The sequence below is a fragment of the Seohaeicola zhoushanensis genome (assembly GCF_014656415.1).
Classification (GTDB): Bacteria; Pseudomonadota; Alphaproteobacteria; order Rhodobacterales; family Rhodobacteraceae; genus Seohaeicola_A; species Seohaeicola_A zhoushanensis.
In genome coordinates, this window is record NZ_BNCJ01000001.1 from 62,744 (window position 1) to 88,198 (window position 25,455).

Sequence of the window (25,455 nt, forward strand, 5' to 3'; positions counted from 1 at the left end):
GTATACGCGTATGCCCGCGCCTGCGCGCACGTGAGAAAACCGCATTTCTCCGTTGTGCCGTTGTGGTTACTACCTATCATATTGATAAGGTTAGAGAAAAAGCCACAACGGTGCCCACAACGGCAGGGTTTTCGACCGTTGTGGCCGTTGTGGGATGCGCTAAGCCATTGATCCGCAATAATAAAGGCGGTTTCCGGCATGGCTGAAGCGCGAAACAGCTTCCAGACGCTAGCCGCCGAGGCCGCCAAGCGGCTCGACCAGGCACGGCAGAACAGCGAGCAGCTGTCCTTCCTGGCAGACGAGGCTGGCCGGACGCCCGACGAGGTCGGCACCGGCAAGCCCGGCCGTCCGAAGGGCGCCCTGGGCAAGGGATCGAGCCAGCTGCGCGAGTGGCTGGCGGCGCGCGGCTACCGGATGCCCGAGGACGTGCTGGCTGAGATGGCCGGCCTGGCGAGCGGCGAGACCGCGATGCTGACCGCGATGCGCGAGGCCGACGAGCTGCTGACCTGGGCGTTCGCCGATGCGAAGGACAGCGACGGAGGCCGTCCAGCGCCCACACCGCTGCAGCGGCTGTCCATGTTCAGCCAGCTCTACGCCATGAAGCTGCGCGCGGCCGAGGCTCTGCTGCCCTACGGCACGCCGAAGGCCTCGCCCGATGTCAGCGTGCAGCAGAACGTCCAGATCGTCATGCCGAGCCAGCCGAGCCGGCAGGATCCTGGTCGATCGGCCCGCGACGTGACGCCGAAACCGGCTCGGATCGCCGGTCGGATGATGCCCGCCGACGTCGCCCATGAAATCAAGCAAAATCAGCAGGTTAGCGAGGACGAAAGCGAATGATCGGACGCAGTTTGTCGGACGCAACCGCCAAGGCACTGAAATCGCAGGGGAAAATCGCCCTCGCCCGACTGATCGAAAATCACTCGGGCGAGGCCCGCCGCGACCGCCGGACCCCCCTGGGGGGGGCCTCGGCCTCTTGGTTCCTGCCCCTGGCTCCGACCCCATGCACCTTTTCGGCCCCGGAGGTTCGCCAATGAGCGCGAAACCTAGAATGGGGCTTTGGGGTCGGGGGGTGGTCCTTGGGACCGCCCACGAAGGGGTGGGGGGAAGTGCCTCTGCGGAACCGACGGATGCGGAGCTGACAGAGGAACGGGTCGCGCAGCTGAATGGGCTGGGGGCGAAAGAGGCTGTCGAGAGCCTAGACCTGGTCGAGGCCGCCAGTCAACTGCCCGATCTGGCAGAGGTTACCTTCCCCGGCCCGATCGCCGAGGCGTTCTTCTGGTCGAATGACGACATCCTGGGCATCCAGGGCCCGGTCGGGAGCGGCAAGACCACCACGCTGATGAAATCGCGCCTGCGCCGCGCGATCGAGATGCCGAAGTCGGTGATCGACGGCGTGCGGCGCTACAAGCTGCTGTTCATCCGCGAGACCTACCGGCAGCTGTGGTCGACCACCATCCCGAGCTACCTGGAAACCTTCCCGCGAAGCATGGGCACCTGGTCGGGCGGGCGAGGCGACCCGGTGACGCACAAGATCACCTTCGAGGACGCCTGGGGGCCGATCGAGTTCACCGTCGAGTTCATGGCCTTCGGGGATAACATCATCGCCTCGATGCGCGGCGTTCAGACCACCGACATGGTGCTGAACGAAATGGACACCCTGCCCGTCGAGGTGCTGACCGTCGGCATCGGCCGGATCGACCGCTGGCCGGCGCGCCAGCATTTCGAGGGGCTGCCGCCCCAGCTGCGCAGCTACGGCCAGATCGTCGGCGACTTCAACGCGCCCGACGAGGAAAACTGGACCTTCACCGTCTTCCACAACCCCGAAGAGCGCAAGCGCATGGGCGAGCAGCTGAGCGCCGGCCTGCCCGAGGGGGCGAAGGCGATCACGATCGAGTTCTTCAACCAGCCGGGCTACGGCGAGCCGGGCTGCGAGAACCTGCAGAACCTCTCGCCCAGCTACTACGCCCGCCAGATCGCCGCCAACACCCTGGCGGGGCGCGGCGACATGAACGACCGCCTGGTCTACAACAAGGTGACCTACCTGCGCGTCGGGGATCCGGTGTTCAAGCGCGAGTTCAGCCCGCGCGTGCACGTCTCATCCGAGCCGCTGAAGGTCATCCCCGGCCTGCCGCTGCTGCTGGGCCTCGACCAGGGGCTCTTCGGTGCCGCCGTGATCGCCCAGAGGACCGGGTATTTCCGCTGGCGCATCCTGGGCGAGCTGCACTTCCCGCGCGAGCGCCTGCTGGCGACGATCTTCGGGCAGCGCCTGTCGGCCCTCCTGGAAGACCGCTGGCCCGGCCTGCAGGTCGAATGCGCCTATGGCGACATGGCCGGGGAACACGGCTCGAGCCTGGCTTCCGACGAGAACGAGACCTGGAACCTCCTGGTCGGCAAGACGGCGGGTTTCCGGGTGCGGCCGCAGACCATCGGCACGAACCGCATCCAGCCGCGCCTGGAGGCCGTGCGCGCGGCCCTGGAGGCCCCGATCGAGGCGGGCGAGCCTGGGCTGCTGATCGATCCCAGCTGCCGCTTCCTGCGCGCCGGCTTCCTCGCCCGCTACGTCTGGACCGACGAGGTCAACAGCACCGGCGACAAGCGCAAGGTGCCCGATAAGAGCTTCACCGAGGCCAACGTGATGGACGCCCTGCAGTATCTGCTGCTGAGCGGCCACGACGGCATGGGGCAATCCCCCTACGTCCGCAGAATTCCCGGCAATTCACCGTCCCGCATGATGGGGCACAACGGAGGGCCGCCCATGCCGGGGCAGGAGACCGGCGGCCTGACATCAGGATGGGATCTGCTCGATCCCTATGGAGCATCAGCATGACCACGAAAACGACGAAGGCGCCCGCCAAGGCGAAGAAACTGGACCTGCCGCGCCTGGAGCGCTTGGCGGCCGAGATCGCCCCGTTCGAGAAGGGCGGCGACAAGACCGACCTGCTTGCCCGCCTCGAAACCGAGGAAGGGCTGAAGGTGAAGGCTGCCAAGGGTGTCACCACCGTGACCATGGCCGGGATCGAAGCCAAATCGCCCCGTGGCCTGGAAGAGGCGCTTTACCTCTGGGGCAACAAGGCGCGCCGGGCGGTGAATGCGGGAGCCGTGGCGTAATGGCCCGGTATCGCAAGAAACCCGTGACCGTCGAAGCCGCCCTGTTCGACGGCAAGCTTGTCGGCGAACCGGACGGCGCAGGTGCGGTGATCAAGGGCACCTGCCCGGAGTGGTTTCCGGCCGTGGTGCGGGAAGTGTCCAACGGCGACAAGCTGATCAGCGAATTGCGCGAGAACGAAGTCGCGGTTTTCGACGGGGAGCTCTGGATCGGCACGCTGGAAGGAGCGCATCGCGCTTCGCCCGGAGACATGATCATCCGGGGAGTGAAGGGCGAGCTGTATCCCTGCAAGCCCGACATCTTCGCGGCAACCTACGATCCGACGCCGGTGTATCCATGAGCAGCGCGCGGATGGATGCTGAACGCCGGCTGGCGCATGGGGAATATTCCGACCCTGTTCGGTCGCCCAGCGAGGCCGAGCTGGAAGACATGCGGTACTGCGGTCAGCGCCTGGGCGACATGACCAGGCACCAGCTCATGGCTGCGGTCCATGGGCTCTACCGAGGCTTCAAGTCGCAGTTTGACCGGCATCTCCTGGAAGTGGGTGCCCGCCCATGATCCGCGCGCAGCCCTTCGATGACCTGAACGGCATGGCCGTCCTGTCGCGCCTGGACCCGTCCGACCTGGTCGAGGCGAGCCTGGTGCGCGGGGCGTCCGTCAGCCACCTGGCGCTGTTTGCCGAGTGGCGGTCCATGGTGCCGGTCAGCGTTCTGAACCTGGTGCTGCACGATCACTCCCGCGCGGGCCAGCCCTTTGCGGTGCTGGCCCTCGTGAACACCGGGCAGGCGGGTGTGGCCTCGGCCGCCCTGCTGGCGCGCTCGCATCGCGTCCACCGTCGCGCCCTCGCCCATGCGGCGCTGCAGATCCGCGACGACATGCCGAAATTCTGCGCCGAGCGCGGCATTCACCGGATCGAGGCGCGCAGCTGGCGCGACCATCCGACCGCCGCCCGCTTCCTGCGTGCCTGTGGCTTCCGCCACGAGACCGACATGCCAGGTTTTGGCGCCGACGGCGCCGTAACCTTCTCCCAATTCGCCTGGACCCACCACCAACCGAAGGAGTAACGCCCATGTGCTTCAATTCCCCCGCCCCCGTCGCGGCCGCTCCGGTGCTGGCCAGCACCACCAGCGGTGAGGCGAACCGTGCCGCCGATGTCGAGGCGCTGCTGCGCCGTCGGCGCGCCGGCGCGGCCGCCAACGTGTTCACCTCGCCCACTGGGATCCCGGCGACGCCCAAGCTGGGAGTGCCGGCATGAAACCGGAACCCATCCACGCGCAGAGCGATCGCGCGAAGGAGACGATCCAGCGCTGGGAAGAGCTGCGCCAGGAGCGCACCCCCTTCGAAGCGGACTGGAACGACATCGCGCGGCTGATCCGCCCCCAGCGGGGCGGCTTCGGCCTGGACAGCCCGACGGCGCGCACCCTCATCAAGCCACTGTCGAGCGAGCCGGTGACCGCCCACGGCAACTTCGCGGCCGGGATCTATGCCGCGATCACCAACCCGGCGAGCCGCTGGGGCGGGCTGAAGACGCCCGATCCCGACCTGAACCGCTGGCCGCCCTTTGCCGACTGGCTCGATCGCCAGGCGGCCAAGGTGATGAACAGCTTCAGCCCGTCGATGTCGTCGTTCTACCCGGCCTCCTACCAAGCCTATGCCGACATCTGCGCCTTCGGCAACGCCGCCGGCTACGACGAGCTCGACCTGGCCGAGCGGCGGTTCATCGACGTGACCATCAGCTTGGCGCAGGTTGTCGTCGCGCTCGATGCCCACGGCCGGGTGATCGAGATCCTGCGCAAGTTCCACCTGACCCCGCGCCAAGCCGTGCGCGAGTTCAAGGACCGCGTGCCGGCCAAGGTGCGGGAGCTGGCCGAGAAGGGTAGCCAGGACAAGCACGCCTGGTATCACCACGTCCTGCCCAATGACGACTTCGTGCCCCGCTCTCTGGGGCCGCGCGGCAAGCCCTGGCTGTCGCTCTACGTCTGCGAGGTCGAGAACACCCTGGTGAAGGTGAAGGGCTATGACACCATGCCCTTCTACTTCCCGCGCTGGGACGTCGACAGCGGCATGACCTACGGCACCGGCCCCGGCTTCGTCGCCCTGGCCTCGGCGCGGGCCAACCACCTGATGGACGATGCCAAGATCCGCGCCGCGCAGTTCGCCGCGGATCCGACCAAGCTCGCGCCTGATCGCAACGCGATCCCGCTGAATGGCGTCTTCCGGCCGGGCTCGACCATCTACGGCGGCGTCAACGTGCGGGGCGAGCCGATGGTGCGGAACATGGAGCATTCCGCCAACATCGGCCTGACCATGGAAGAACAGCGCGCGAAGCAGGAGGCGATCAAGGACGCCTTCATGTATTCGGTCATGTCGCTGACCGGCCGAACCGGGATCTCCGACGAGGAAAACCGCGTGATCGAAGAGGCGAAGCTGCGCAACTGGGCGCCGCACGCCGACCGGATCATGGAGGAATACGCCGCGCGGAAGTTCAGCCGACGTTATGACCTGCTGCTGCGCAACGGCCAGATCGAGCCGGTGCCGCAGGGCACGCCCGAGGGCACCGTGCTGCAGGTCCACTACCAGACCGCCGCCGCCATGGCCCTGCGCGCCTCGGAGGCCGGCGCGGTGCGCCGCTACGTCGCCGACCTGCTGCCGGTCATCAACGTCAAGCCCGAACTGGCCGATCGGCTGAGCGCCGACGACTATGCCGAGATCCTGCACGAGATGTCGCCGGCACTGCCGCAGCGGCTGCTGGTTTCGCGCGAACAGGCCGATGCCGACCGCCAGGCGCGGGCGCAGCAGATGCAGGCCATGCAGGCCATGCAGATGGCCGAGCAGGGCGGCCGCGTTGTGCGCGACGTCGCCGGCGCGGCCGGGCAGGTCCAGGGAGGGCAAGGGCAGTGAGCTTTCGAGTGAAGCGGCACGGGCGTCGCTCTTGGTCTGTCGATCTTGATGGCTGGCATGGACGCCTGTTTTTGGCGTGCCTTCTGCTTGGGTTCTATGCGCTGGGAAGGCTAGGCTACTGATGGGGATCCTCGACCGCATCAGCGCCCTGATCACCGGCTTCGGCCACCCGACTGTGCGCGAGGTGCGCATGGCCCGTGGCGCTGCCGTGCTGCGCTGGCGCAAGGCCTTCCGCGACCAGCCCGAGCTGGCCGAAGACCTGATCCGGCTGTCCGGCCTCCTGGCCGTGCAGCCGCACATCCTCACCGAGGGTATTCCCACAGGGATTGCCCCGGTGGACCCGCACGCCGTCATGTTCGAACGCGGGCAGCAGCAGCTGGCAAAGGTGCTGCTGAGCCTTGGCGGCATCACCCCCTATGAGCTTACCCAACTGATGGAGAAACCCGATGAAGCCTGAGTTCTGGAGATTTCTGCCCGCGCCCTTTCGCGCGGCTACTGGTGATGGCGCAGCTGGCGCTGGAGCGACAGGAGCTGCGGGCGCAGCTCCAGGCGGAGCGCCGAATGCTGGTGCTGCGGGCGCTGGTGCTGCCGGAGCAGCGCCTGGCGGATCTGCGCCGGGAGCGGGCGCGGCTGGCGCTGGAGCGGGTGCAGGTGCACCTGGAGCTGGATCGGGCGCACCTAGCGCGGATGCGGGCGCTGGCAGCACCGGCACACCCTGGTGGCAGGGTGCCGGGATCAACGACCAGCAGCGCGAGCAGCTGACCGCCTTGGGGCTAACCGTGGACGATCCTGTCGCTGCGGTGGCCAAGCTGACCGACATGGAACGTGCCGCGAAACAGAAGCTCGGCAAGCCGGCCGATCAGCTGATGGACCGCCCCGGCAAGGATGAACCCGTCGCGGACTGGATGAAGAAGAACGCCGCTCTGTTCGGGATCCCCGAGAGCCCCGACAAATACGAGGTCAAGCCGCCGGAGAACTGGCCGAAGGATGCCAAGTGGAACACCGAGCTGGAGGGCAAGGCCCGCGAGATCGCGCATAAGCACGGCCTGTCCGGCGCGGCCCTGCAGGACATCGTGAACCTCGAAGCCGAGAACATCATGGGCCTGATGGGCAAGGCGCAGGCCGACCTGGAAACCGCGACGGCCGAGATGCGCGCCCAGCTGGTGAAGGACTGGGGCGACCAGTATCCGGTGAAGGAGGCTCAGGCAAAGGCGGCGGCACAGGTCATCGCCGAGGTGGCGGGCCTCGACAACACCGCGCTGGAACAGATCGCCGGAACGCTGTCGCCGAAGGTCGGCGACGCCAACGTGATCCGCATGTTCCAGGCGATCGGCGAGATGATGGGTGACGATCGGCTTTCCGCCTTCAACGGCGGCGGTGGTGGCGGCTCCCTGACCACCACGCCGGCCGAGGCCCGCGCCGAGCTGAACAAGCTGCGCGCGCCTGGCGGGGAGTATTTCGAGGCGACGAAGGGCGGGCCGGGATCGAAGGTTCCCGAACAGCTCCAGCGTCGCATAGAGCATCTGACCAAGCTGGCTGCCCAGGGGCAGAAGGTCTGAATTCAAACGATGGCCGGCCCCAAAAAAGGGCCGGCCACCATGATGCCAGGGGAAATGTCCGAATGAGCATTCCGGAGATCCCAGTCACCCAAGACATGGTCACGGCCGGCCTCGAAGAACTGCGAGAGCACAACCTGGGTGAAGATTGGGCCTATGTTCTGGAATGCGTCTTCCGGGCCATGGTGTACGCAAATTTGGCCTCAGCTTCGGCCAGTACGCCCGAAATGAATTCGACAGCCTTTTCTGCAATGGCGATGGGCGACGTATCCTCTAGCGACGCGCCCAAGTGAGACTTTGGTGGACCATAGACTTTACCGCCGCGCTTTACCGTCACGGGACGAAGCCTAACTTCCGGTTTGCGGACTTCGATCAGAACTGGTTTTCCGTCGAGAGACTGGACATCCATCCTACCGTCAGGACCTTGGCTGAAACTGATTTCGTTCGAATATCCTTCCGCCTGCTTCCCGATCATGACGCTCCCAGGGTGAAACTGTGTGACTTTCTCGACCGAGTGTTCGTCCGCATTTCGAGCTTCATGCAGATACTGCATGAGCTGATCATCTTGGCGCCTTTGTTTCTGGCCGGCGTACCATTGCCGGGTCTGTTCCGAGCACTTGCAGGCAACTTCAAGCTGGACGAACGCGCCGTTTGCGTGTGTTAGAAAGTCGTTCCACGCTCGTTCGAACTGGCGAAAATTGGTCGCCTTTTTGAGGTAGCTCAAGTCGTCACGAGCCCACTCTAGCCGGTCGCGGGACTTATTAAGATCCATCGTCATTTGCCCCTCCTTGGGGCGAAGTGACGCTGCAATGCGGCTTGACGTTGGCCCTAATCAGAGCCTAGTTTCAAGTGTTCCGTGAGTGGTAGCCGCATGCAGCGCGGTTGCTGAAGGAAAGCCGAGACATGGCTGGGGAGTTGTGTCTCGGTCCACTCACCCACACAATATACGGTAAGCCAGTTTTGCGAGTCCAGCGCTGTGTTTCGCTTTGTTGCGCTTATGTTCCCGTATTCACCATCTTGTTCGCGAGCGAAGTCGATCGCGCCAAACACCCACATGTTCGGCCGCTAGTCGCTTCACAAACCAGATTTTGTTTGACTTCCGCCGAAATCTCGGGATGAAATCCCCCCTGACGGGCGACCCTGCCTTAGCGGGGTCCGTCTGATCCGGGACAAGCCCCGGCGCCAAGGCCGCGATACGGTCAGGTGCGGGTCCGGCAGCAGCCGGGCGACCCCTCCGAAAACCAACCACCATCGTTGATTTTTCGAGAGAGGGGCAAGCATGTCCTACGAACAACTGGTCGAAGACCATCACAAGATACTCTTCCGCGACAACGTCGCGATGGTCGCGCAGCAGGTCACCAACCACATCATGGGCGCGGTCACCGTCATCCCGGCGAGCGGCGAAGCGGTCAACGCCGCCGACCTGGTCGGCAAGGTCGAAGCGAGCGACATCGAAGAGCATTCGCGCACGAACCCGGACAACCCGGCCGGCAAGTCGCGCCGCTGGCTGGTCTACCCGATCGGCATCGAGAGCGGCGAGCTCATCACCAAGGACGTGATGTTCAAGCACGCGATGGATTCGACCTCGATGCTGCTGCGCGCGCACGTCGCGGCCGTAGTGCGCAAGCAGCAGGACCGCATCCTGGGCGTGAAGGCCAAAGTCGGCGGCGGCTGGGAGATGTCCGGCCGTGGCCTCTTCGGTCAGGCATCGGGCGGCAAGCTGCCGGGCACCGATCTGTCGGACCTGCCCTCGGGCAACTTCATCCCGCACAACGCCGCAGGCGGCTCCACCGGTCTGAACACCGAGAAGCTGCGCAAGGCGACCGAGGCGATGGAGCTGGCGGACTTCGGTTTCGAGACCGAAATGGCCGTCTACTGCGCCATCACGCCGAAGCAGAAGACCGACCTGCTGAACCTTGCCCTGGCGACCAAGACCCAGCTGAACCAGTTCCAGCTGCAGCAGATTGAGAGCGGCAAGCCGACCACGCTGCTGGGGATCACCTGGATCTTCACCAACCGCCTGCCGACCGACGCCAATGGCTATCGCCTCTGCCCGATCTGGACGAAGGAGAACGTCATCGTCGGCGAGTGGCAGGGCATCAACGGCCGCATCTGGAACGACACCTCCAAGCGCAACCTGCCGCAGATCATGGTGGACGCCTACCTGGACGCCACCCGGATCGAGGACATCGGCGTCCGCGTCATCCGCTGCGAAGAAGCGGCCTGATTTTTCCTGCGGGGCTGGCGCGGCCGGCCCCGTTTCCCCTTCCTTCCCGGCCCCCTGACCGGACCCAAACGGAGACCCAGACATGGCTGTAGTCAAAGGCCGTTCCGACCTCATCCACGATCCCGCCGACGCCACCAGCGTGCCGGCGGATGCCAAGCGCGCCCGCGGCCGCCAGGTGACCCTGACCGGCACGCTGGCAAACGCTGCCGCCGACAGCAACACGTCGAAGTATCACCTGGGTGATCTGCCTTCGCGCTGCATCCCCAAGGAGCTGTTCTTCGACGTCGAGAACTGGGGTTTTGCCCAGGTGGTCATCGGCACGGAGACCGACACCGACGCGCTGCTCGATGTCGCGAAATCGGCCGCCACCACCCAGACGATCACCACGCGCGGCACCGCGAACCACGCCAAGGAGCTCTGGGACATGCTCGGCCTGTCGGCCGATCCCGGCGGCATGATTTCGCTCTGGGTGCACGCCGAGGCCGATGCCGCCGGCGCGGGCTCGATGCCCTTCGAGCTGACCTACCTCACCGACTGACACCGACGGGCGGGGCCGACCGCCCTGCCCGCTCGCCTGGAACCGGAGCCTGATCCATGGCCGACCCCATCGCCACCGCCGGTATCACCGCCCAGGCGTGCCGGATCATGGAGAAGACCCCGGTTTCCTCGCTGGCCGATGGTGGCGACCTGGCCGCCAGCCTCGACAACCAATACCTGCCCTCGATCAATTTCTGCCTCGCCGAGTATGACTGGAGCTTTGCCCGCAAGCTCACCGTCCTGCCGCCGCTCAGCGCGTTGCCGGCCGGCGTATTCGCGGATCCCGACCTTCCCGGAACCTTCCAGCTGCCCGGCGACTGCCTCGTCCTGCGCAAGGTATACCCGAACGATCTGGCCTATCGGCAGGATGGCACTCTGCTCCGCGCTCTCCAGACCACCAGCCTCACGATCCGCTATACCGCGAAGCAGACCAATGAAGCGGTCATGCCGCCCGCTTTCACGCTGCTGGCCGCTTACGAGCTGGCCCTGCGCTTGGCGCCGCAGTGGGTCGGATCTCGCACCAAGCGCGAGGACATGGCGACCATGCGCGGCCAGATACTCGTCGCCGCGCAGATGGCCGAGCGCACCAATGCCTCGCACTTCCGCCTGGACGGCCGCGACGATCAACCCGACTGGGCGACCGAGGCGATCCTATGAGCGCGACCCGGCCCCGCCAGAACGCCTTCAGCAGCGGCGAGATCGACCCGCTGCTGCATTCGCGCGAGGACTTCCAGCGCCACCAGACCGGCACACGCACGATGTCGGGCTTCATTCCGCTGCGCCAGGGCGGCTTCACCCGCGCGCCCGGCTCGATCTACCGGGGCACCACGAAGGACAACAAGAAGTGCCGCCGTGTGCCCTTCCAGTTCGCCGACAACGACGCGCTGAGCCTGGAATTCACCGGGCTGGTCATGCGCGTCTGGCGCTACGGCGAGTTGGTGCTGTCCGGCGGCTCGCCTTACGAGCTCGCCACCCCGTTCAAGCAGAACGACCTGAACAAGCTGAGCTGGGTGCAGGACAAGGACGTGATCTACATGACCGATGGCGAAGGCCCGGTTCAGAAGATCACCCGCCTCGCGCTCGACAACTGGACGATTGCGGACGCCGCCTTCGATACCGGCCCTTTCAAGGTCCAGAACCTGGACGAGGCCCTGACCATCCAGGCATCGGCCGCCACCGGCACCATCACGCTGACCGCCACCGGAGGCATTTTCTCGGCAGACTGGGTCGGCAGCCTGATCCGACTGGCGCCGACCGACATCGACATCCCGAAATGGGTCGGCAACCAGACCGCCAGCGTCGGCGACAAGGTGATCTTCGACAGCCGGATCTACGAGCTGACCGCCGGCACAAATACCGGACTGGAGCCGCCGACCCACGAGGCCGGCACCGTGCTGACCACCGGCACCACAAAATACAAGTTTATCTCTGACCTGGTCGGCCTCGTCCGTGTCACCGCCTACACGGACAGCAACCACGTCACGGCCGAGGTGCTGAAGACGATCCCCGCGCCGATCGTTGCGGCCGCGACCTACCGCTGGTCCGAAGGCGCCTGGAGCGTCCGGCAGGGATGGCCGGCCGCGCTTGAAATGTACATCCAGCGCTTCTGGGCGGCGGCCACCGAGAGCGAGCCACGCACTGTCTGGGCGAGCACTCTGGGCGCCTTCGAGGATTTCACGCCGGGCGCCGAGGCGGACGAGAGTTTCGCCTATACGATCAGCGCGACACAGACCCAGAACAAGATCCAGTGGCTGGCGCGCGGCAGGAAGGGCATCTACATCGGTGCCCTGGGCGAGGTCTATCTCGGCAAGTCCGATACACCCGGCAGCGCGATCAGCCCTACCACCTTCGACACCGAGCTGGTCAGCCCCGACGGATCCACGAAGGAACGGCCGATCGGTGGCCACGGCTATCCGATCCACGTCGCTCGCGGCGGTTTCATTGTCCAGGAACTGCGCTATTCCTTCGAGGAAGACGGCGTGCGCCCGATTGAGTTGTCCCTTCCCTCCCAGCATCTGGGCGGTCGCGGCTTCGGGCGCGGCGTCTGGCAGTCCAAGCCGCAGCGCTATGGCTGGTACATCCTGGGCGATGGCTCGCTGGCAGTCGTGGGCTACGACCCCGATCAGGACGTCCTCGGCTGGGCCGTCATTCCGGTGGCGGGTGGCGTGGTCGAAGACATCGACGTCACACCCGGCCTTGATGGCGGCACCGACATCGTCAACCTCGTTGTGCGCCGCACGATCGACGGCGTGACCGTGCGCTATGTCGAAGAGCAGGCGCTGATCTACGGCGTGCTGATCGGAACCGAGCCGATCCACAAGGCGATCCATGTCTTTGCCGCGTCAGTGTTCGAACCGGGGGCGCCGGAGGACACCTTCACGGTTGCGCACCTGGTCGGCCAGGACGTCTACGCCTGGACGGACAAGGGCCAACATGGCCCCTTCACCGTCCCGGTCGGCGGGTCGATCCAGCTGCCGGTCGAGGTCAATCATGCAGTGATCGGCCTCTTCGATGACACCCACATGGTCGAAACCCTCGGACTGCAGGCGGCCGCGAAGGACGGGGCAACCCAGGGCCGGCAGCGTCGGCTCCTGGATAAGCAGGGCATCGACGTTTACAAAACCGCCGCCGGGCGCGTCGCCGCCGTCGAGCGCATGTTCGGATCCGAGCCGCGCGAGCTCGGCCAGCACGATCTCCTGCGCCGCCAGATCGCAGCCGATCTGACCACCGCCTGGTCGGGCACGGCACGGGTCGACGCGAATAGCGGATTTGCGGACGAGGTCTCACTGCGCTTCTACCCCGTTGGCGCCGCCCCCATGACCGTGACCGCCCTCACGCCTAACATCGACGAAGGGGGTCCCTGATGTGTTTCCCGCCGGGATTTCTCGCACCATTGGTCGGCGGCGGCGCAGCCGCTGGCGCGGGGGCTGCAGCAGCTGGTGGCGCAGCGGCCGGCGCGGCAACAGCCGGCGCGGCCTCCATCGGCAGCACGCTTCAGACGCTCGGGATGGTCACAGGCATCGTCGGCTCGCTGGCCACCGGCATTCAGGCGAACAATGCCGCCAAGAACAGCGCCGCCGCGATCGAGCAGCAGAAGCAAACCGAGCTGGTTCTGTCGAGCACGCGCGAAGAGCGCAGCCGGCAGAGGTTCCGCTCGGCCATGGCGCAGCAGCGCGCGGATCTGGTGTCGCGCGGCGTCGAGCTTGACAGCCCGACCGCGATCTTCCTCGGCCAGAACGCCGCTTCCGAAATGGTCTACGAGGCCCAGACCATCCGCCAGGGCGGTCAGGCTACGGCGGCCGAGCTGACCGCCAGCCAGCGCGCCTTGCGTGCACAGGGACAGGGCGCGCTCCTGAAGGGCGGCTTTGGTGCTGCCGGCCAATTCCTGACCGCCGCTCCCGAGATCTGGCCGGAGCTGCTGGCATGAGCCTGACGGTCCCCCGCTCCAACGCTGATCCGGGCCGCGCCGCGCGCGTCGGCGCACCGGTCACAAACGGCGCTGCCGAGGCCGTGGCCGACTTCGGCAACGTGATGTTCAAGGTCGGCACCGCGCTCGAGACTGACCGGCTCGATCGGCAGATGCAGCGTCTGCAGGTCGACATCACCCGCGACTTGAACGACCTGCGCCTGAAGACCGAGCAGATCGGCGACCCGGATGCGGCCGAAACAGCTTGGAAGGAAGGCAAGGCCGCGCTCCTGGCAAGCTACAACCAGGCTGGCGCCGACGGTCGCGCGCGGGTCGACCCGAAGAACATGGAGCGCTTCGGCCTCGCGTTCGACGACCTGGCGAACCGCCACGCCTTCAGCCTGGGCAGCCGCACCCTGGAGCTGCGCCGTGCCGAGCGCCAGGCGAATTACATGGCCTACACGCACGAGGCCGCGAAGGTCTATGCCTCGGGCGACGAGCAGCTGCGCGACAAGACGCTGGCCGATCTGGACGCGATGATCGACGCCGACGTGGCCGCGGGCCGATACGACGCGGCCGAGGGCCAGAAGCGCAAGCAGGATTTCCGCTCCGACGGCGACAACGCCCGCGCCATCAACATGATCAGCGCGGATCCCGAGGCCTTCCAGAAGTCCGCCGACGCGGGACAGTTCCCCGGCATTCCGGCCGACAACCTGGCGCGCTACCGCGCCCAGGCGCAGAACGCGATCGAGGCCAATGCCAAGGCCGCGCAGGTCGCCGCCGACAAGGCCGCGAAGGAGCGCGCGAAGGCGCTTGACGATCGCCTGGACGAGATCATCGGCATCGCCGGCCGGGGTGCCCAGGCGGTGGACGAGAAGTTCCTGAACGACCCCGAGGTCCTGGCGCGCCCGAAGGCCGCCGAGGCGAAGGCGGCTCTGGCCCTGCGCGACGAGGGCAAGCTGATCCTGCACATGACGCCGGCCGAGCTGAAGAAGGAGATCGCCTCGGAGAAGGCCGGCAAGAAACAGCACGAGTGGCAGACCGACCGGCTGAAGCTGCTGGAAGACACGCTGGCCAAGCACGAAGCAGGCTATGGCGACGACTATGTGGCCTATGCCCAGGAGCTGGGCCGCGATGTGCCGCCGCTGCTGACCTTCGACCCGGCCAAGCCCGGCAACCTCGCCCAGTCGCTTCGCGCGCGCACCGACTGGGCCGAGCAGGACCGCGTCCTTCACGGCGCCAAGAGCACGGACATCCTGTCGGACGCCGAGCGCGAGAGCCTGGAGCAGTTCGCCAACAAGAGCGCGGATCCCGCCGTGCGCCTCGCCCTGGCCAACGAGCTGGTGCAGGGGCTCGGCAAGAACGCGGCGGCAGAGGCGCGCAAGATCAGCGACGATCCGGCGCTTGACTGGGTGACCGACCTTGTTCGGCTCGGCGCTCCGAAGGCGACGCAGCGCGCCATCCTCGACGGTCAGTCGAAGCTCGATGACAAGACGGCGATTTCGCCGAGCCGCAACGACGCGATCGAGCTGTTCCACGAAGTGACGGGCGGCGAGTTCCGCGACCTCAACCAGCTGAGCGAGCGCGTGCTGACCAGCGCGATCGCGATCTACGCCGGCGAAAACCCCGATGCGGATCCGGCGTCGATCGACAACGAGGCATTCGAGCGCGCCGTCAACCGGGCGCTTGGCGGCAATGGCGAAAAGGTCGGCGGCCTGCAGGAGTTGGGCGGCATTGGCAGCCGCTACACCGTGCCCTTGCCGGTCAACATCGGGCGAGACGAGGTGGAACACGGCTTCGATGCTATCGAGGCCGATCTCTCGCGGCCGCTGGTCTACGACGATCCGAAACAACAGGGCGGCCCAGGCGCGCATCACTTCAAGCCGGTTGAGCTGAAGCGGCTGGTGCAGGCCTCGGTCACCGGCAAACAGGTCCCGGATTTCGGGGATCCGGCCAGCGAGGACTATGCGCCCCGCTCGCTCTGGGGCCAGTTGCGCATCGAAGCCGTCTGGCCCGACGGCAGCCCGACGGACAGCTACCTGCTCTATCGGCAGCAGGGCAGTCGCCGCCTGTATCTTCAGGACACGGAAGGGAAACCCTTCGTCATGTCACTGAATCGGTTGCGGGAGGCGACGCAGTGACACAAACCGCCCTCCCCGATCTTACCGGTCAGCCCGGTGCCGCCGAGGCAGATCCCGGCTTCTGGGAAACTGCCGGGGCCGCGTGGCGGGCCGAGACCGTGCGCACCGACGCCTGGTCCTATTCGGCCCGCGTTCGTGACCAGCTGTTCATGTCGATCTACGACCGGCTGGACGATGCCGCGAAGGAGCGCGTCTGGAACTACCGGCAGCGCAACATCAACGACGCGGCCGGCCAGGAAACCATGCTGCTGAATGAGGCCGGCAAGCTGCGCAGCGCCGGCGATCCTGCCTGGGAGGGGCTGCCCGCCACCCGCGACGAGATGACAGCCGAGGTGAACCGCCGCCGGCGCGATGTCCTGGACGATGCAGAAGCCGTCATGGATGCCGGCAGCGGCCTGGCCGGGTTCCTGGGCGGCAGCGCGCGGGCGATGACCGATCCCATCAGCCTGGCGATGGCTCCACTCGGCGCCGGCGGCGCCCTCTGGAAGATCACCGCACGCGAAGCCCTGCTGGGCGCTGCCGGCGAGGCGCTCGTGCTGCCCCGCGAGTTCGAGGTGGCCGAGGACCTGGACCTGCCGACGCCGGCAGTGCTGCCTCGTCTGGCAACCGGTGCCGCAGCTGGCGGCCTTCTCGGCCTGACCTTCGCCGGTGCCGAGCGCCTGGTGCGCTACGCCGTCGGCCGCAAGGCCGTGACCCGCGAGAGCCGCCCCGACGGCGTCAGCGAGATCGAGCATTCGGACGAGATCGAGGCCCGGCGTCACGAGATGGAATTCGGACCCGGCGCCGAGATCGAGCGCCCGGCCGCGGGCACACTCGGCGACCTGCTGCGAATGGGCGACTTCGACTTTTCCCGCTCGGGCAATGCCAGCCCGATCACCAACCGCATCGGCTATGTCTACGGCCGGTTGCTGGAACGCGGAATGGAGCCGCATATCGCGGCCGGCTTCGTCGGCAACTTCATGGCCGAAAGCGGAGCCGGCTTGAACACCCGCGCCGTCGGCGACGGCGGCAACGCCTTCGGCATCGCCCAATGGAACGGACCGCGCCGCCACGCCTACCTGGATTTCGCATCCAGGGCCGGCAAGGATCCCGGCGACCTGGACACCCAGATCGACTTCGTGATGCACGAGTTGGCGACCACCGAGGCTGGCGCCATGGCGAAGATCTCCCAGGCGTCGGACGCCCGGCAGGCCGCCGCTCTCGTCTCGCAGTATTACGAGCGTCCGGGCACCCCGCATCTGCCGCGCCGCGTGGCCTATGCCTCGCATATTGCCCAGCAGCACGAGGCCGGATCCGTGCCGCGGTGGGACGGGGCAGTCAGCACCAGCGCCGAGGGCACCACCACCTTTACCGGCTACGGCACCAGCCGCGGCTACACCGGCACTGGCCAGGTCGCGGTTGGCGACACCATGCGCGTCGATGTGGAATACGAGGTTGTCGATGCCTCGCTCCTGCGCCGCGCCTCGGGCGATCTGCAACCGCGCGACCGCAGCCGCGTCGCCTCGGATGCCTGGGTCAGCGACACCGCCGCCCGCCTCGATCCCGCCCTTCTGATGCCTGCCCCCACCGCCGACCGTGGCGCACCGCTGATCGGGCCGGACAACGTGATCGAGAGCGGCAACGGCCGCTTTGCCGCGATCGAACGCGCCTACGACCGGCACCCGGATCGCGCCGACGCCTACCGTCGGCAGATCGAGGCCACCACCGGCGCGCCGATCCCCGAGGGCATCGAACGTCCCGTCCTGGTCGCGCGGCGCACCTCCGAGCTGGACGATGCTGCGCGCCGCCAGCTGGTAGTCGAGGCGCAGGACAGCGGCGTCGCCCGCATGACGGCCGCCGAGCGTGCCCGCGTCGGCACCCGCGCGCTCAATGCGGATCTGCTGGGCCGGCTCGATCCTGCTACCAAGCTGAGCGCGGCCTCGAACCGCGACTTCGCGCGCGATTTCGCGGGCCACTTCCCGCGCGCCGAACGCAATGCTTTCGTCGGCCCCGATGGGCGCATCAGCGCGGACGGGATCCGGCAGATCCAGGACAGCCTGTTTGCCCGTGCCTGGGATGCACCCGACATCGTCGCCCGCGCCCTGGAGGCCGAACCGGGCGAGTTGAAGGGCCTGCTCGACGCCCTCGCCTCGGCCGCGCCCGACGTGGCGATGCTGCGCGCAGACATCGACGCCGGCCTGGTGCGCCCGGAGATGGACATCACGCCCTTCATCCTGGACGCGGTGCGGCTGATCGTGACCGCCCGCGACCTGGCCGAACGCGGCGGACAGGTCGCCGAGCTGCTGGAGGAACTGCTGGCCGAGGTCGACCTGCTGGACGGTGCCGTCGCGCCGCTGACGCAGGCCCTGGTGCGCCTCTTCGCCCCGAATGGCCGCCAGGCACCATTCGCGAAGATCGCCGACTTCCTGCGCCGCTACGCCGCCGAGGCGCGCAAGGCGGGCCAGACCGGCGACGCGCTGCTCGATCCGCCCAGCCCGCTGGACGTGCTGAAGCGCATTGCGCCCGATGCCTTCGGCGACCTGACCGAGATGGGTGCCGCGCGGGCGATGGCCCGCGAACCCGAGGTGCAGGATCTGCCGGACAGCGCCTACAACGACGGCGCGGCCAGCCCCGAGGCCGAGGCTGCCGCGGATCTCGCCGAGCAGGAGCTGGCGGCAATCGCCCCCTCGCGGCCGGCCATGGCCGAGGTCGCGGATCCGAAGGCGCTGGAAGCGCAGCTGAAGCAGGCCCAGCCGGTCAAGACCATGGACGACATCTTTGCCCTGGCGCCCGAGGCTCAGGCCTTCCTGGCGCGCCTGGGCAAGTCGATCGAGGACGAGCTGGGCGTGACCTTCAAGGATCCCGGCTTCAAGAAGCGCGCGACGGCCGACGAGAAGATGGGCCGCAAGCGATACTCGCACGTCAATCAGATCACTGACGTGGCCCGCGCGGGCTTCATCGTGCGCACCGCCGAGGAAGCCGACCAGGTCGTCGCCCGGTTGGCCGCAGCTGCTGGCGTGATGGATGAAGGCTGGAACGTCAACCCGGTGTCTTACCTGGACCGCAAGGTGCTGGTGCAGACCCCGAACGGCCTGCTGGCCGAGGTTCAGCTCTGGACCCCCGAAATGATCGCGGCCAAGAAGACGGGCCACAAGCTCTACACGCAGTCGCGATCGGCAAGTGATCCGGCCGAGATCGAGCGGCTGCAAGCCGAGCAGATGGAGCTTTATTCGGCGGCGCTGGCCCGCGAGGATGCTTCGCTGGCGAAGGTTGCCGGCGGCTCGAATGCGCCGAAGGTGCTGGCGAACCTGGACTTGAGATCCTCGGCCGAGGCGACCACTCGGCCGCTTTCGGCGACATCGAGCGCATCGACCGCTTCCCAGGCCCCGCCGCGTTCGAGCAGCGCAAGCGCCTCACCGCGCGCGGCCGAGAACAGAACCGCCGGTCGGCCGTCCCAATCTGCAAACACTGGTGTCATGGGGGATACCTCCACGCCAGATATAGCGCCTGCCGACGCAGGTTTCAATGACGTCGAGCTGACGTTGCCGGACGGCAACACCGTCTCGGCGCGCGAGCTCCTGGACGAACTGGACGCCGACGAGGCGCTGGACACCGTGATCGGCCTTTGCGCAACGAAAGGATCCGCCAATGGCTAACCTGCACGATTGCCTGCAGCGCGCCGTGGACGCGGGCCAGCTCGACCAGGTGCGCGCCAACGGAGCGCGCTGGGAATATGACCAGCTTGTGGAGCGGTACTCTCAGGCGATGCCGCGCCACCAGGCTGAAGCGACCGCCGTCGCCCATTTGAAAGAGGCAACTTCAAGGGCACGGCGGTCGCGGAGGCATATGGTCTTGAACCAGCTCCAGAGCATGGTTCGGATCCGCGACCTGATCGGCAACAGCCCGGATCCGGCAGTGGCGCTCAAGAACCTGTTGGAGTTCACTGAAGGCTCCGGCTTTACCGGCGAAAGCGTGTCCAGCTTGAAGAACGCCTATGTGCGCTCGATCAATGCCGGCCTGAACGACGTGCTGAAGGCGACCGGCCGCAACCTCCTGGGCAAGAGCCGCGACGTCGCCCTGCTGAAGGACGTCGTGCGCGAGCTGCATGGCGAGGCCACCGGCAAGCCGCGCGCGGTGCAGCTGGCCGACGCAGTGCGCCACCAGCAGAAGCGGATGCGCCAGGCCTTCAACGCCCACGGTGGCGACATCGGCGAGATCGCCGACTACGGCCTGGCGCACAGCCACGACACCGCGCGGCTGCGCAAGGCCGGCTTCGACACCTGGGCGAAAGAGATTGCCCCGCGCCTGGCGTGGGACCGGATCATCGACAAGAAGACCGGCCAGCCTTTTGCGGCTCAAGGCGGACGTCCCGCGCCGGCAGCCGAGGCTGCCTTCCTGCGCGACGTCTACCAGGGCATCGTCACCCGTGGCTGGGACGATCAGTTCCCGAAGATGACCGTCGGCGGCAAGGCGCTCTACAACACCCGCGCCGAGGCTCGGGTGCTGCACTTCCGGGACGGCAGCAACTGGCTCGAATACAACGCCAAGTTCGGAAGCGCCGATCCCTTCAGCGCGATGATCGGGCAGCTGCACGGCATGGCGCGCGATGTCGCGCTGATGCGCGTTCTGGGACCGAACCCGAAACTGGGCCTCGAATTCGCGTCGCAGGTGGCGACCAAGCGCGCGACGACGGCCAGCGATTGGAAGCTGGAAGCCCGCGTGAAGTCAGCGGCCGGAACGGCCAAGACAATGCTCGCGCATCTGGACGGCTCCGCCAGCGTGGCTGAAGCCGAAAGCTGGGGGCGGTTCTTCGCAGGCGCTCGGCAGGTTCTGACCTCGATCCAGCTTGGCTCGGCCATCCTGTCTTCTACCACCGACCTGGCGACCATCAGGATAGGCGCTGCCGTTTCCGGGCTGAACCCAAACAATGTGACGGCGCGCCATGTCCAGCTGATGGCGAGCCATGCAACCCGCGAGACGGCCGCCCGCATGGGCTATATTGCCGATACGCTGGCCAATGCCGGCAGCACGACCGCTCGCTTCACCGGCGAGGTCATGTCCGGCGAGCTGCCCGAGCTCCTGTCCAACATCACCATGCGCGCCTCGGGCCTGGCCTATTGGACCGACATGGCCCGCACCGCCTTCAAGATGGAATTCGCGGGCTACCTCGCGGACAACGCCGGGAAGGCCTTCGATCAGATCGACGCGCCCCTGAAGAAGCTCTTCACCGATCGCGGCATCACGGCCGCTGACTGGGACCTTCTGCGCGATCCCGCGACACTCTTCGACGCCGGCGGCGGCAAGACCTTCCTGACCGCCCATCACTTCCTCGAACACCAGGCGAAGCTGACCCGCGCCCAGGCCGAGGGGCTGGCGATGCGCCTGGACATGGCGATCGAGGAACAGATGGAAATCGCCATCCCCAACGCTTCGCTTGAAGGGACGGCCTTCGTGTTGCGGGGGAACAAGCCAGGCACCTTTGCCGGCGAGTTCCTTCGCAGCACCGCACAATACAAGAACTTCGCCCTTTCATTGACGCTCGGCCAGTACCGCCGGTTCATCGGGAGGCCGACGCCCTGGTCTAAAGCGGTCTATGCCGCGAAGGTTTCAGTCGGCCTCATCACGCTCGGCGCCCTCGCTGTGCAACTGAAAGAACTGGCCAAGGGCAACGATCCACGCCCGATGGACACCGGCAAGTTCTGGATGGCTGCCCTAATGCAGGGCGGCGGTCTCGGGATCTTCGGAGACTTCTTCAGCTCGGAGACCAGTCGCTCTGGTGGCGGAATTGGCGAAACGCTGGCGGGCCCTGTGGCGGGCCTGGCGAGCGATGTCATGCGTCCCGTCGCTTCGAACGTACAGCGTCTGATCGAGGGCAAGGGCACGCTCTTCGGCCGCGATATCGCGAACTTCGCGCGCTACAACACGCCGGTTGCATCGAGCCTCTGGTACACCCGCCTCGCCTATGACCGGCTGGTGGCGGACACGCTGCAATCCTTCCTCGATCCTGAAGCCGAGCAGCAATGGCACCGCCAGATGCGCCGGCGCGAGAAGGACTATGGCACGCGCAGCTTCTGGCCGCGTGGCGCTGCTACCCCTGACCGAACCCCCGATCTGACCAATGCCCTCGGAGGCCGCCCATGACGACCGAGACCCAGACACCGACGCCTGTCTATTTGGTTGCCGGCACCGGACCCTACGAGATCACTCATCCATTCCTGAGTGGCTCAGACATTGTCGTTCAGGTCCGCGATGGCGCCGACAGCGTGACGCTGGTCCCGTCCGACTACACCATTGTCCTGGCCGTCGATGGTCTCACGGGCACCCTCACGCTGGGCGCCGGGCCGGCAGCAACCTACGCCGGGTGGAGCCTCCTGATCTTTCGCGAAACGGCGATTGAGCAGGGCTGGGAAAGCCAGACTGCCCGCGAACAGGGCCTTGCCGCCCAGCTCGACAAGTTGACCCTCGCTGTCCAGGACACATGGGAGCGCACCCGCAGAATTCCGTTCCTGCTGCCTCATGGCGATGCGGGGGAAGATCTGCCGCTGGACGCCGCGCGCGCCGGCAAGATGCCGGTGTTTGACGAGGCGGGTGCGATGACGCTGCTGGATGCGCCGACCCAGGACGAGCTCGACGCGGTATCGGTCGCGTCGAGCGCGGCCGTGGCTGCAGCAGCGGCGGCGGCTGGGCATGCCGATGCTGCGGAAGACAGCGAGACAGCAGCGGCAGCGAGTGCAGGTGCGGCAGCTGCTTCCGCCGCTACGGCGATAACGAATGCGGAAACCGCAACTACCAAGGCGGCGGAAGCCTCGGAGGCGGCGGCCAGCATTCTCGATCTCGCAGTGGCGGCCAATCCGCTCGCTGCAGGAGAGACACCAACCGCCGCCTATAGCGCGGAATTCGGGCTGCTGACGTTTGGCATACCCGCTGGGGCCACCGGCGCCACCGGCGCCCAGGGCCCAGCGGGCGCCACTGGGCCGACAGGTCCGCAGGGGCCCACCGGACCGCAGGGCGCGGCCGGAACCGGTATCACGCCGAAAGGCAGCGTGGCTGACGTTCCATCGCTTCCCGCCTCGGGGAACGCCGATGGAGACGCCTACCTGGTGACCGCGGACGGTCATCAGTATGTCTGGATCGGCTCCGGTTGGATCGACTACGGCATGATCCAGGGCCCGCAGGGCGATCCCGGTCCCACCGGTCCCACCGGCGCGGCCGGCGCAACGGGTGCCACGGGGGCAACCGGCCCGGCAGGCCCGCAAGGCCCGCAGGGTCCGCAGGGCCCCCAAGGTCCGGCGGTCGATGTGAATGCCCTGAGCCTTGCCAGGCGGTTCGAAACGCTGACAGCCGCCGTCGGCGCGACAGGTCTCACCGTCGGGAAATATGTTGCGACGCGCGGGAGAGGCTACGCCGGCGACAAAGGCGATGCAGAATACCTGGTCATCGCCGACGGGGTGGGCACGGTCGACGGCAGTGTTATCGTGCAAGGCACCGGCGTCCGGCTGAAGCTCGTCTATTACCGGGGCATCAAGGCCGAATGGTTCGGCTGCACGCTGCCTTCCGACGGCATCCCCGTTGATCGCACCGACGAGTTCAATGCGGCCGCAGCATTCGCCTGCGACCTGTCTAGGGACGGCAGAACCGACGCTGAACCGAACGTCTTCTTCTCGTGCGAAAGCGACTTCCTCGCCTCCGGCCCGCTGCATATCACCAAGTCTGGCGGGGCATCAGGTGAGCTTCGTGCCTACATTCCATGCCGCATCCAAGCGACCGGCGGCGGCGATTTCGAGGCCCACTATGCCGGCACCTATCTGTCGGCTGGTGTCCCGGTCGCAGAGATCGCGCCTCTGCCGATCTTCAACTTGAAGCTCCAGCGATCCATCGTGGAGCTCGGCCCGATCGACTGTAAGTTCTGGTGCTCGGGCATCCGGTATCACACCTGCACCGGTACCCAGATTACGCCCCGCCAAGTCTACCATTTCCGGAAGTATGGGCACCTGATCCTCGATCGGTCGAACAACGGCCTGGTTATCTACGACCCAGACTGCAAGCAGTGGCTGCTGGGTAGCGAAGACGCCAATGATTTCGACGGGCGCATGGGCGCAGGCGGCAATACGAACCAGACCAACTACACCGGAGACTGCATCGTGCACCTCACCAAGGACCATATGGTTCGAGGCGGCACGCTCGGCTGGTCGAAGTCCGCGATCCTGCTGCTTGACGACTATAGCAAGGCTGGCGCCCGGAATGCCGAGCGCGAGGACTTCTACTTTGACGGCCTCTCCAGCGAGGTCGATTTCAAGGAGAAGTCGAAGGGCACCGGGGATGTCTTCTACATCGGATGCCACGTCATGCAGGGCTTCGGTGGCAGTGCCGCCTCTCCCCGATATGATCGGATTGAGCTCGGCGGACCGGTGTCGATCGAGTGCTACAACACCGGCAACAACGCCTATTTCCTGAATGGCGACATCGACGCGTCGACAGTGCAGCTGTTCGGCAAGTCGCTGCAGATGACGAACAGCTCCTACATCTCCGGGGGCACCAACAGGTTCCCCGACGACTTGGGCGCCAATGCCGACCGCGTGGTCGTCATGGACCCGCGTGTCCGCATCTATGCCGACAATAGCCCCAACCCCTCGGGCGGGCTGATCGCGGGCGTGGCGAATTGCACGATCGGGGTCTTCCCGCGTGCCGGCTACACCGACTTCGACGGCGACTACACCGACTGGAACCTGCTCAACCAGCCTGCCGGCGCGGTTGGAAGGCTGACCTTTGCCAAGTTCCTCGCCTATGATAGCAGCGGCCGCACGGCGCGCGGGCTGGTCAGCGGCAACTGCGACGTGAAGGTGCCGACCAGCGCGACCGTCAATGCCCTGTATGTTGTCGCCCAGGACATGGACGTGCTGACGGACAACTCGATCGTGCTGCGCGGCGCGGGGGGCACGGTCAGCTTCCAGCTGAACCGCGGCGACTATGTGATTATCACCGCCAGCTATTCCGGCAACACGTCGCGCGACTGGCTCCCGGCCAGCATGGCGGTATCCAGCTATGGCGATGTGGACGCCCGCAGCACGCCCTACACCTCCGAGTTTGGTCAGCCGAAAAACATCCTCTGGGCGCGCACCGACATTGCCAAGCCGATCGAGCGGCACTTTCGCCCGGGCGGCAAGCTCGGGCGCTATTACAACATCAACGGCGCCACGTTCGAATGGAAATACGACGGCACCGAGGTCACGCATAAGATCGACGGGACGGATATCCTTGCCTACGATGCCAACGGCGTCCGGGATCGCGCCTGGTATCTGGCCCGCTCTGGCGGCGAGCTGACGATCGCGGCCGGCTCGATCACACCCCACAGCATCGTGCATCGGATCGACACCGAGGCCGACGCGGCGTCCGACGATCTCGAAACCATCCAGTCGACCAACGCGCCCGGCGGCCAGGTGCTCTACCTGCGGACGGAAAGCAGCGCCCGCGATGTCGTAATCAAGCACGGCGTCGGCAACATCATCTGCGCCTCTGGCGCCGATTTCACCCTCAGCAGCACCGACAAGGTCGCGCACCTCGTGCGCATTGGGACCTCGTGGATGTGTGTGAACGGATAGGCC

The 25,455-nt window shown here is 66.6% G+C and carries 20 protein-coding genes; 19 read left to right on the top strand and 1 reads right to left on the bottom strand.

Annotation, left to right across the window (positions count from 1 at the left end; genetic code table 11):
* The first annotated feature begins 198 nt into the window (after positions 1-198).
* From IE266_RS00380 to IE266_RS00425, 10 genes are all read left to right on the top strand, one after another.
* Positions 199-837: a hypothetical protein gene (locus IE266_RS00380; RefSeq protein WP_189678047.1), complete on the top strand. Its 639-nt coding sequence runs from the start codon at positions 199-201 to the stop codon at positions 835-837.
* A 193-nt stretch (positions 838-1,030) separates the two neighbouring features.
* Complete coding sequence (locus IE266_RS00385; RefSeq protein ID WP_189678048.1) at positions 1,031-2,827, top strand: terminase large subunit domain-containing protein; 1,797 nt, start codon at positions 1,031-1,033, stop codon at positions 2,825-2,827.
* Positions 2,824-3,108, top strand: coding sequence for a hypothetical protein (locus IE266_RS00390; protein WP_189678049.1), 285 nt, complete (start codon positions 2,824-2,826; stop codon positions 3,106-3,108). Before IE266_RS00385 ends, IE266_RS00390 begins: the two co-directional genes overlap by 4 nt.
* The gene (locus tag IE266_RS00395; RefSeq protein ID WP_189678050.1) at positions 3,108-3,446 is read left to right on the top strand and encodes a hypothetical protein; all 339 of its coding nucleotides are present in this window, start codon (positions 3,108-3,110) and stop codon (positions 3,444-3,446) included. The genes IE266_RS00390 and IE266_RS00395 overlap by 1 nt, the downstream gene beginning before the upstream one ends.
* Before the next feature lie 214 nt (positions 3,447-3,660).
* Entirely contained in the window at positions 3,661-4,170 is a 510-nt protein-coding gene (locus IE266_RS00400) for a hypothetical protein (protein ID WP_189678051.1), read from the top strand.
* Between the two features lie 5 nt (positions 4,171-4,175).
* Positions 4,176-4,361, top strand: a complete 186-nt coding sequence (locus IE266_RS00405) for a hypothetical protein (protein WP_189678052.1) — start codon at positions 4,176-4,178, stop codon at positions 4,359-4,361.
* On the top strand, positions 4,358-6,007 hold the full coding sequence (locus IE266_RS00410) for a portal protein (protein WP_189678053.1): 1,650 nt from the start codon (positions 4,358-4,360) through the stop codon (positions 6,005-6,007). The genes IE266_RS00405 and IE266_RS00410 overlap by 4 nt, the downstream gene beginning before the upstream one ends.
* A 121-nt stretch (positions 6,008-6,128) precedes the next feature.
* Positions 6,129-6,464, top strand: coding sequence for a hypothetical protein (locus IE266_RS00415; RefSeq protein ID WP_189678054.1), 336 nt, complete (start codon positions 6,129-6,131; stop codon positions 6,462-6,464).
* A 44-nt stretch (positions 6,465-6,508) separates the two neighbouring features.
* Complete coding sequence (locus IE266_RS00420) at positions 6,509-6,769, top strand: hypothetical protein (RefSeq protein ID WP_189678055.1); 261 nt, start codon at positions 6,509-6,511, stop codon at positions 6,767-6,769.
* A gap of 17 nt (positions 6,770-6,786) precedes the next feature.
* Positions 6,787-7,566 carry a hypothetical protein gene (locus tag IE266_RS00425; RefSeq protein WP_189678056.1) on the top strand — a complete coding sequence of 260 codons (780 nt, stop codon included), beginning with the start codon at positions 6,787-6,789 and terminating at the stop codon, positions 7,564-7,566.
* Between the two features lie 151 nt (positions 7,567-7,717).
* On the opposite strand, the gene IE266_RS00430 is transcribed toward IE266_RS00425, so the two are convergent.
* A complete protein-coding gene (locus IE266_RS00430) occupies positions 7,718-8,341 on the bottom strand; it encodes a hypothetical protein (RefSeq protein ID WP_189678057.1) in 624 nt (207 codons plus the stop codon).
* 501 nt (positions 8,342-8,842) lie between these two features.
* On the opposite strand from IE266_RS00430, the gene IE266_RS00435 reads away from it, so the two are divergent.
* From IE266_RS00435 to IE266_RS00475, 9 genes are all read left to right on the top strand, one after another.
* A complete protein-coding gene (locus IE266_RS00435; protein ID WP_189678058.1) occupies positions 8,843-9,790 on the top strand; it encodes a phage capsid protein in 948 nt (315 codons plus the stop codon).
* Positions 9,791-9,872: 82 nt separating this feature from the next.
* Positions 9,873-10,328 carry a hypothetical protein gene (locus tag IE266_RS00440; RefSeq protein ID WP_189678059.1) on the top strand — a complete coding sequence of 152 codons (456 nt, stop codon included), beginning with the start codon at positions 9,873-9,875 and terminating at the stop codon, positions 10,326-10,328.
* A 56-nt stretch (positions 10,329-10,384) separates the two neighbouring features.
* Positions 10,385-10,984 carry a phage connector family protein gene (locus IE266_RS00445; protein ID WP_189678060.1) on the top strand — a complete coding sequence of 200 codons (600 nt, stop codon included), beginning with the start codon at positions 10,385-10,387 and terminating at the stop codon, positions 10,982-10,984.
* Positions 10,981-13,191 carry a phage tail protein gene (locus IE266_RS00450; protein ID WP_189678061.1) on the top strand — a complete coding sequence of 737 codons (2,211 nt, stop codon included), beginning with the start codon at positions 10,981-10,983 and terminating at the stop codon, positions 13,189-13,191. Before IE266_RS00445 ends, IE266_RS00450 begins: the two co-directional genes overlap by 4 nt.
* Complete coding sequence (locus IE266_RS00455) at positions 13,191-13,754, top strand: hypothetical protein (protein WP_189678062.1); 564 nt, start codon at positions 13,191-13,193, stop codon at positions 13,752-13,754. Before IE266_RS00450 ends, IE266_RS00455 begins: the two co-directional genes overlap by 1 nt.
* Positions 13,751-15,874, top strand: a complete 2,124-nt coding sequence (locus tag IE266_RS00460) for a hypothetical protein (RefSeq protein ID WP_189678063.1) — start codon at positions 13,751-13,753, stop codon at positions 15,872-15,874. The genes IE266_RS00455 and IE266_RS00460 overlap by 4 nt, the downstream gene beginning before the upstream one ends.
* Positions 15,871-19,509 carry a phage tail tip lysozyme gene (locus tag IE266_RS00465; protein ID WP_189678064.1) on the top strand — a complete coding sequence of 1,213 codons (3,639 nt, stop codon included), beginning with the start codon at positions 15,871-15,873 and terminating at the stop codon, positions 19,507-19,509. The genes IE266_RS00460 and IE266_RS00465 overlap by 4 nt, the downstream gene beginning before the upstream one ends.
* Positions 19,502-21,994 (top strand): hypothetical protein, encoded by a 2,493-nt coding sequence (locus IE266_RS00470; RefSeq protein ID WP_189678065.1) that lies wholly within the window; start codon positions 19,502-19,504, stop codon positions 21,992-21,994. The genes IE266_RS00465 and IE266_RS00470 overlap by 8 nt, the downstream gene beginning before the upstream one ends.
* Complete coding sequence (locus IE266_RS00475) at positions 21,991-25,452, top strand: collagen-like triple helix repeat-containing protein (RefSeq protein ID WP_189678066.1); 3,462 nt, start codon at positions 21,991-21,993, stop codon at positions 25,450-25,452. Before IE266_RS00470 ends, IE266_RS00475 begins: the two co-directional genes overlap by 4 nt.
* The last annotated feature ends 3 nt before the right edge of the window (positions 25,453-25,455 follow it).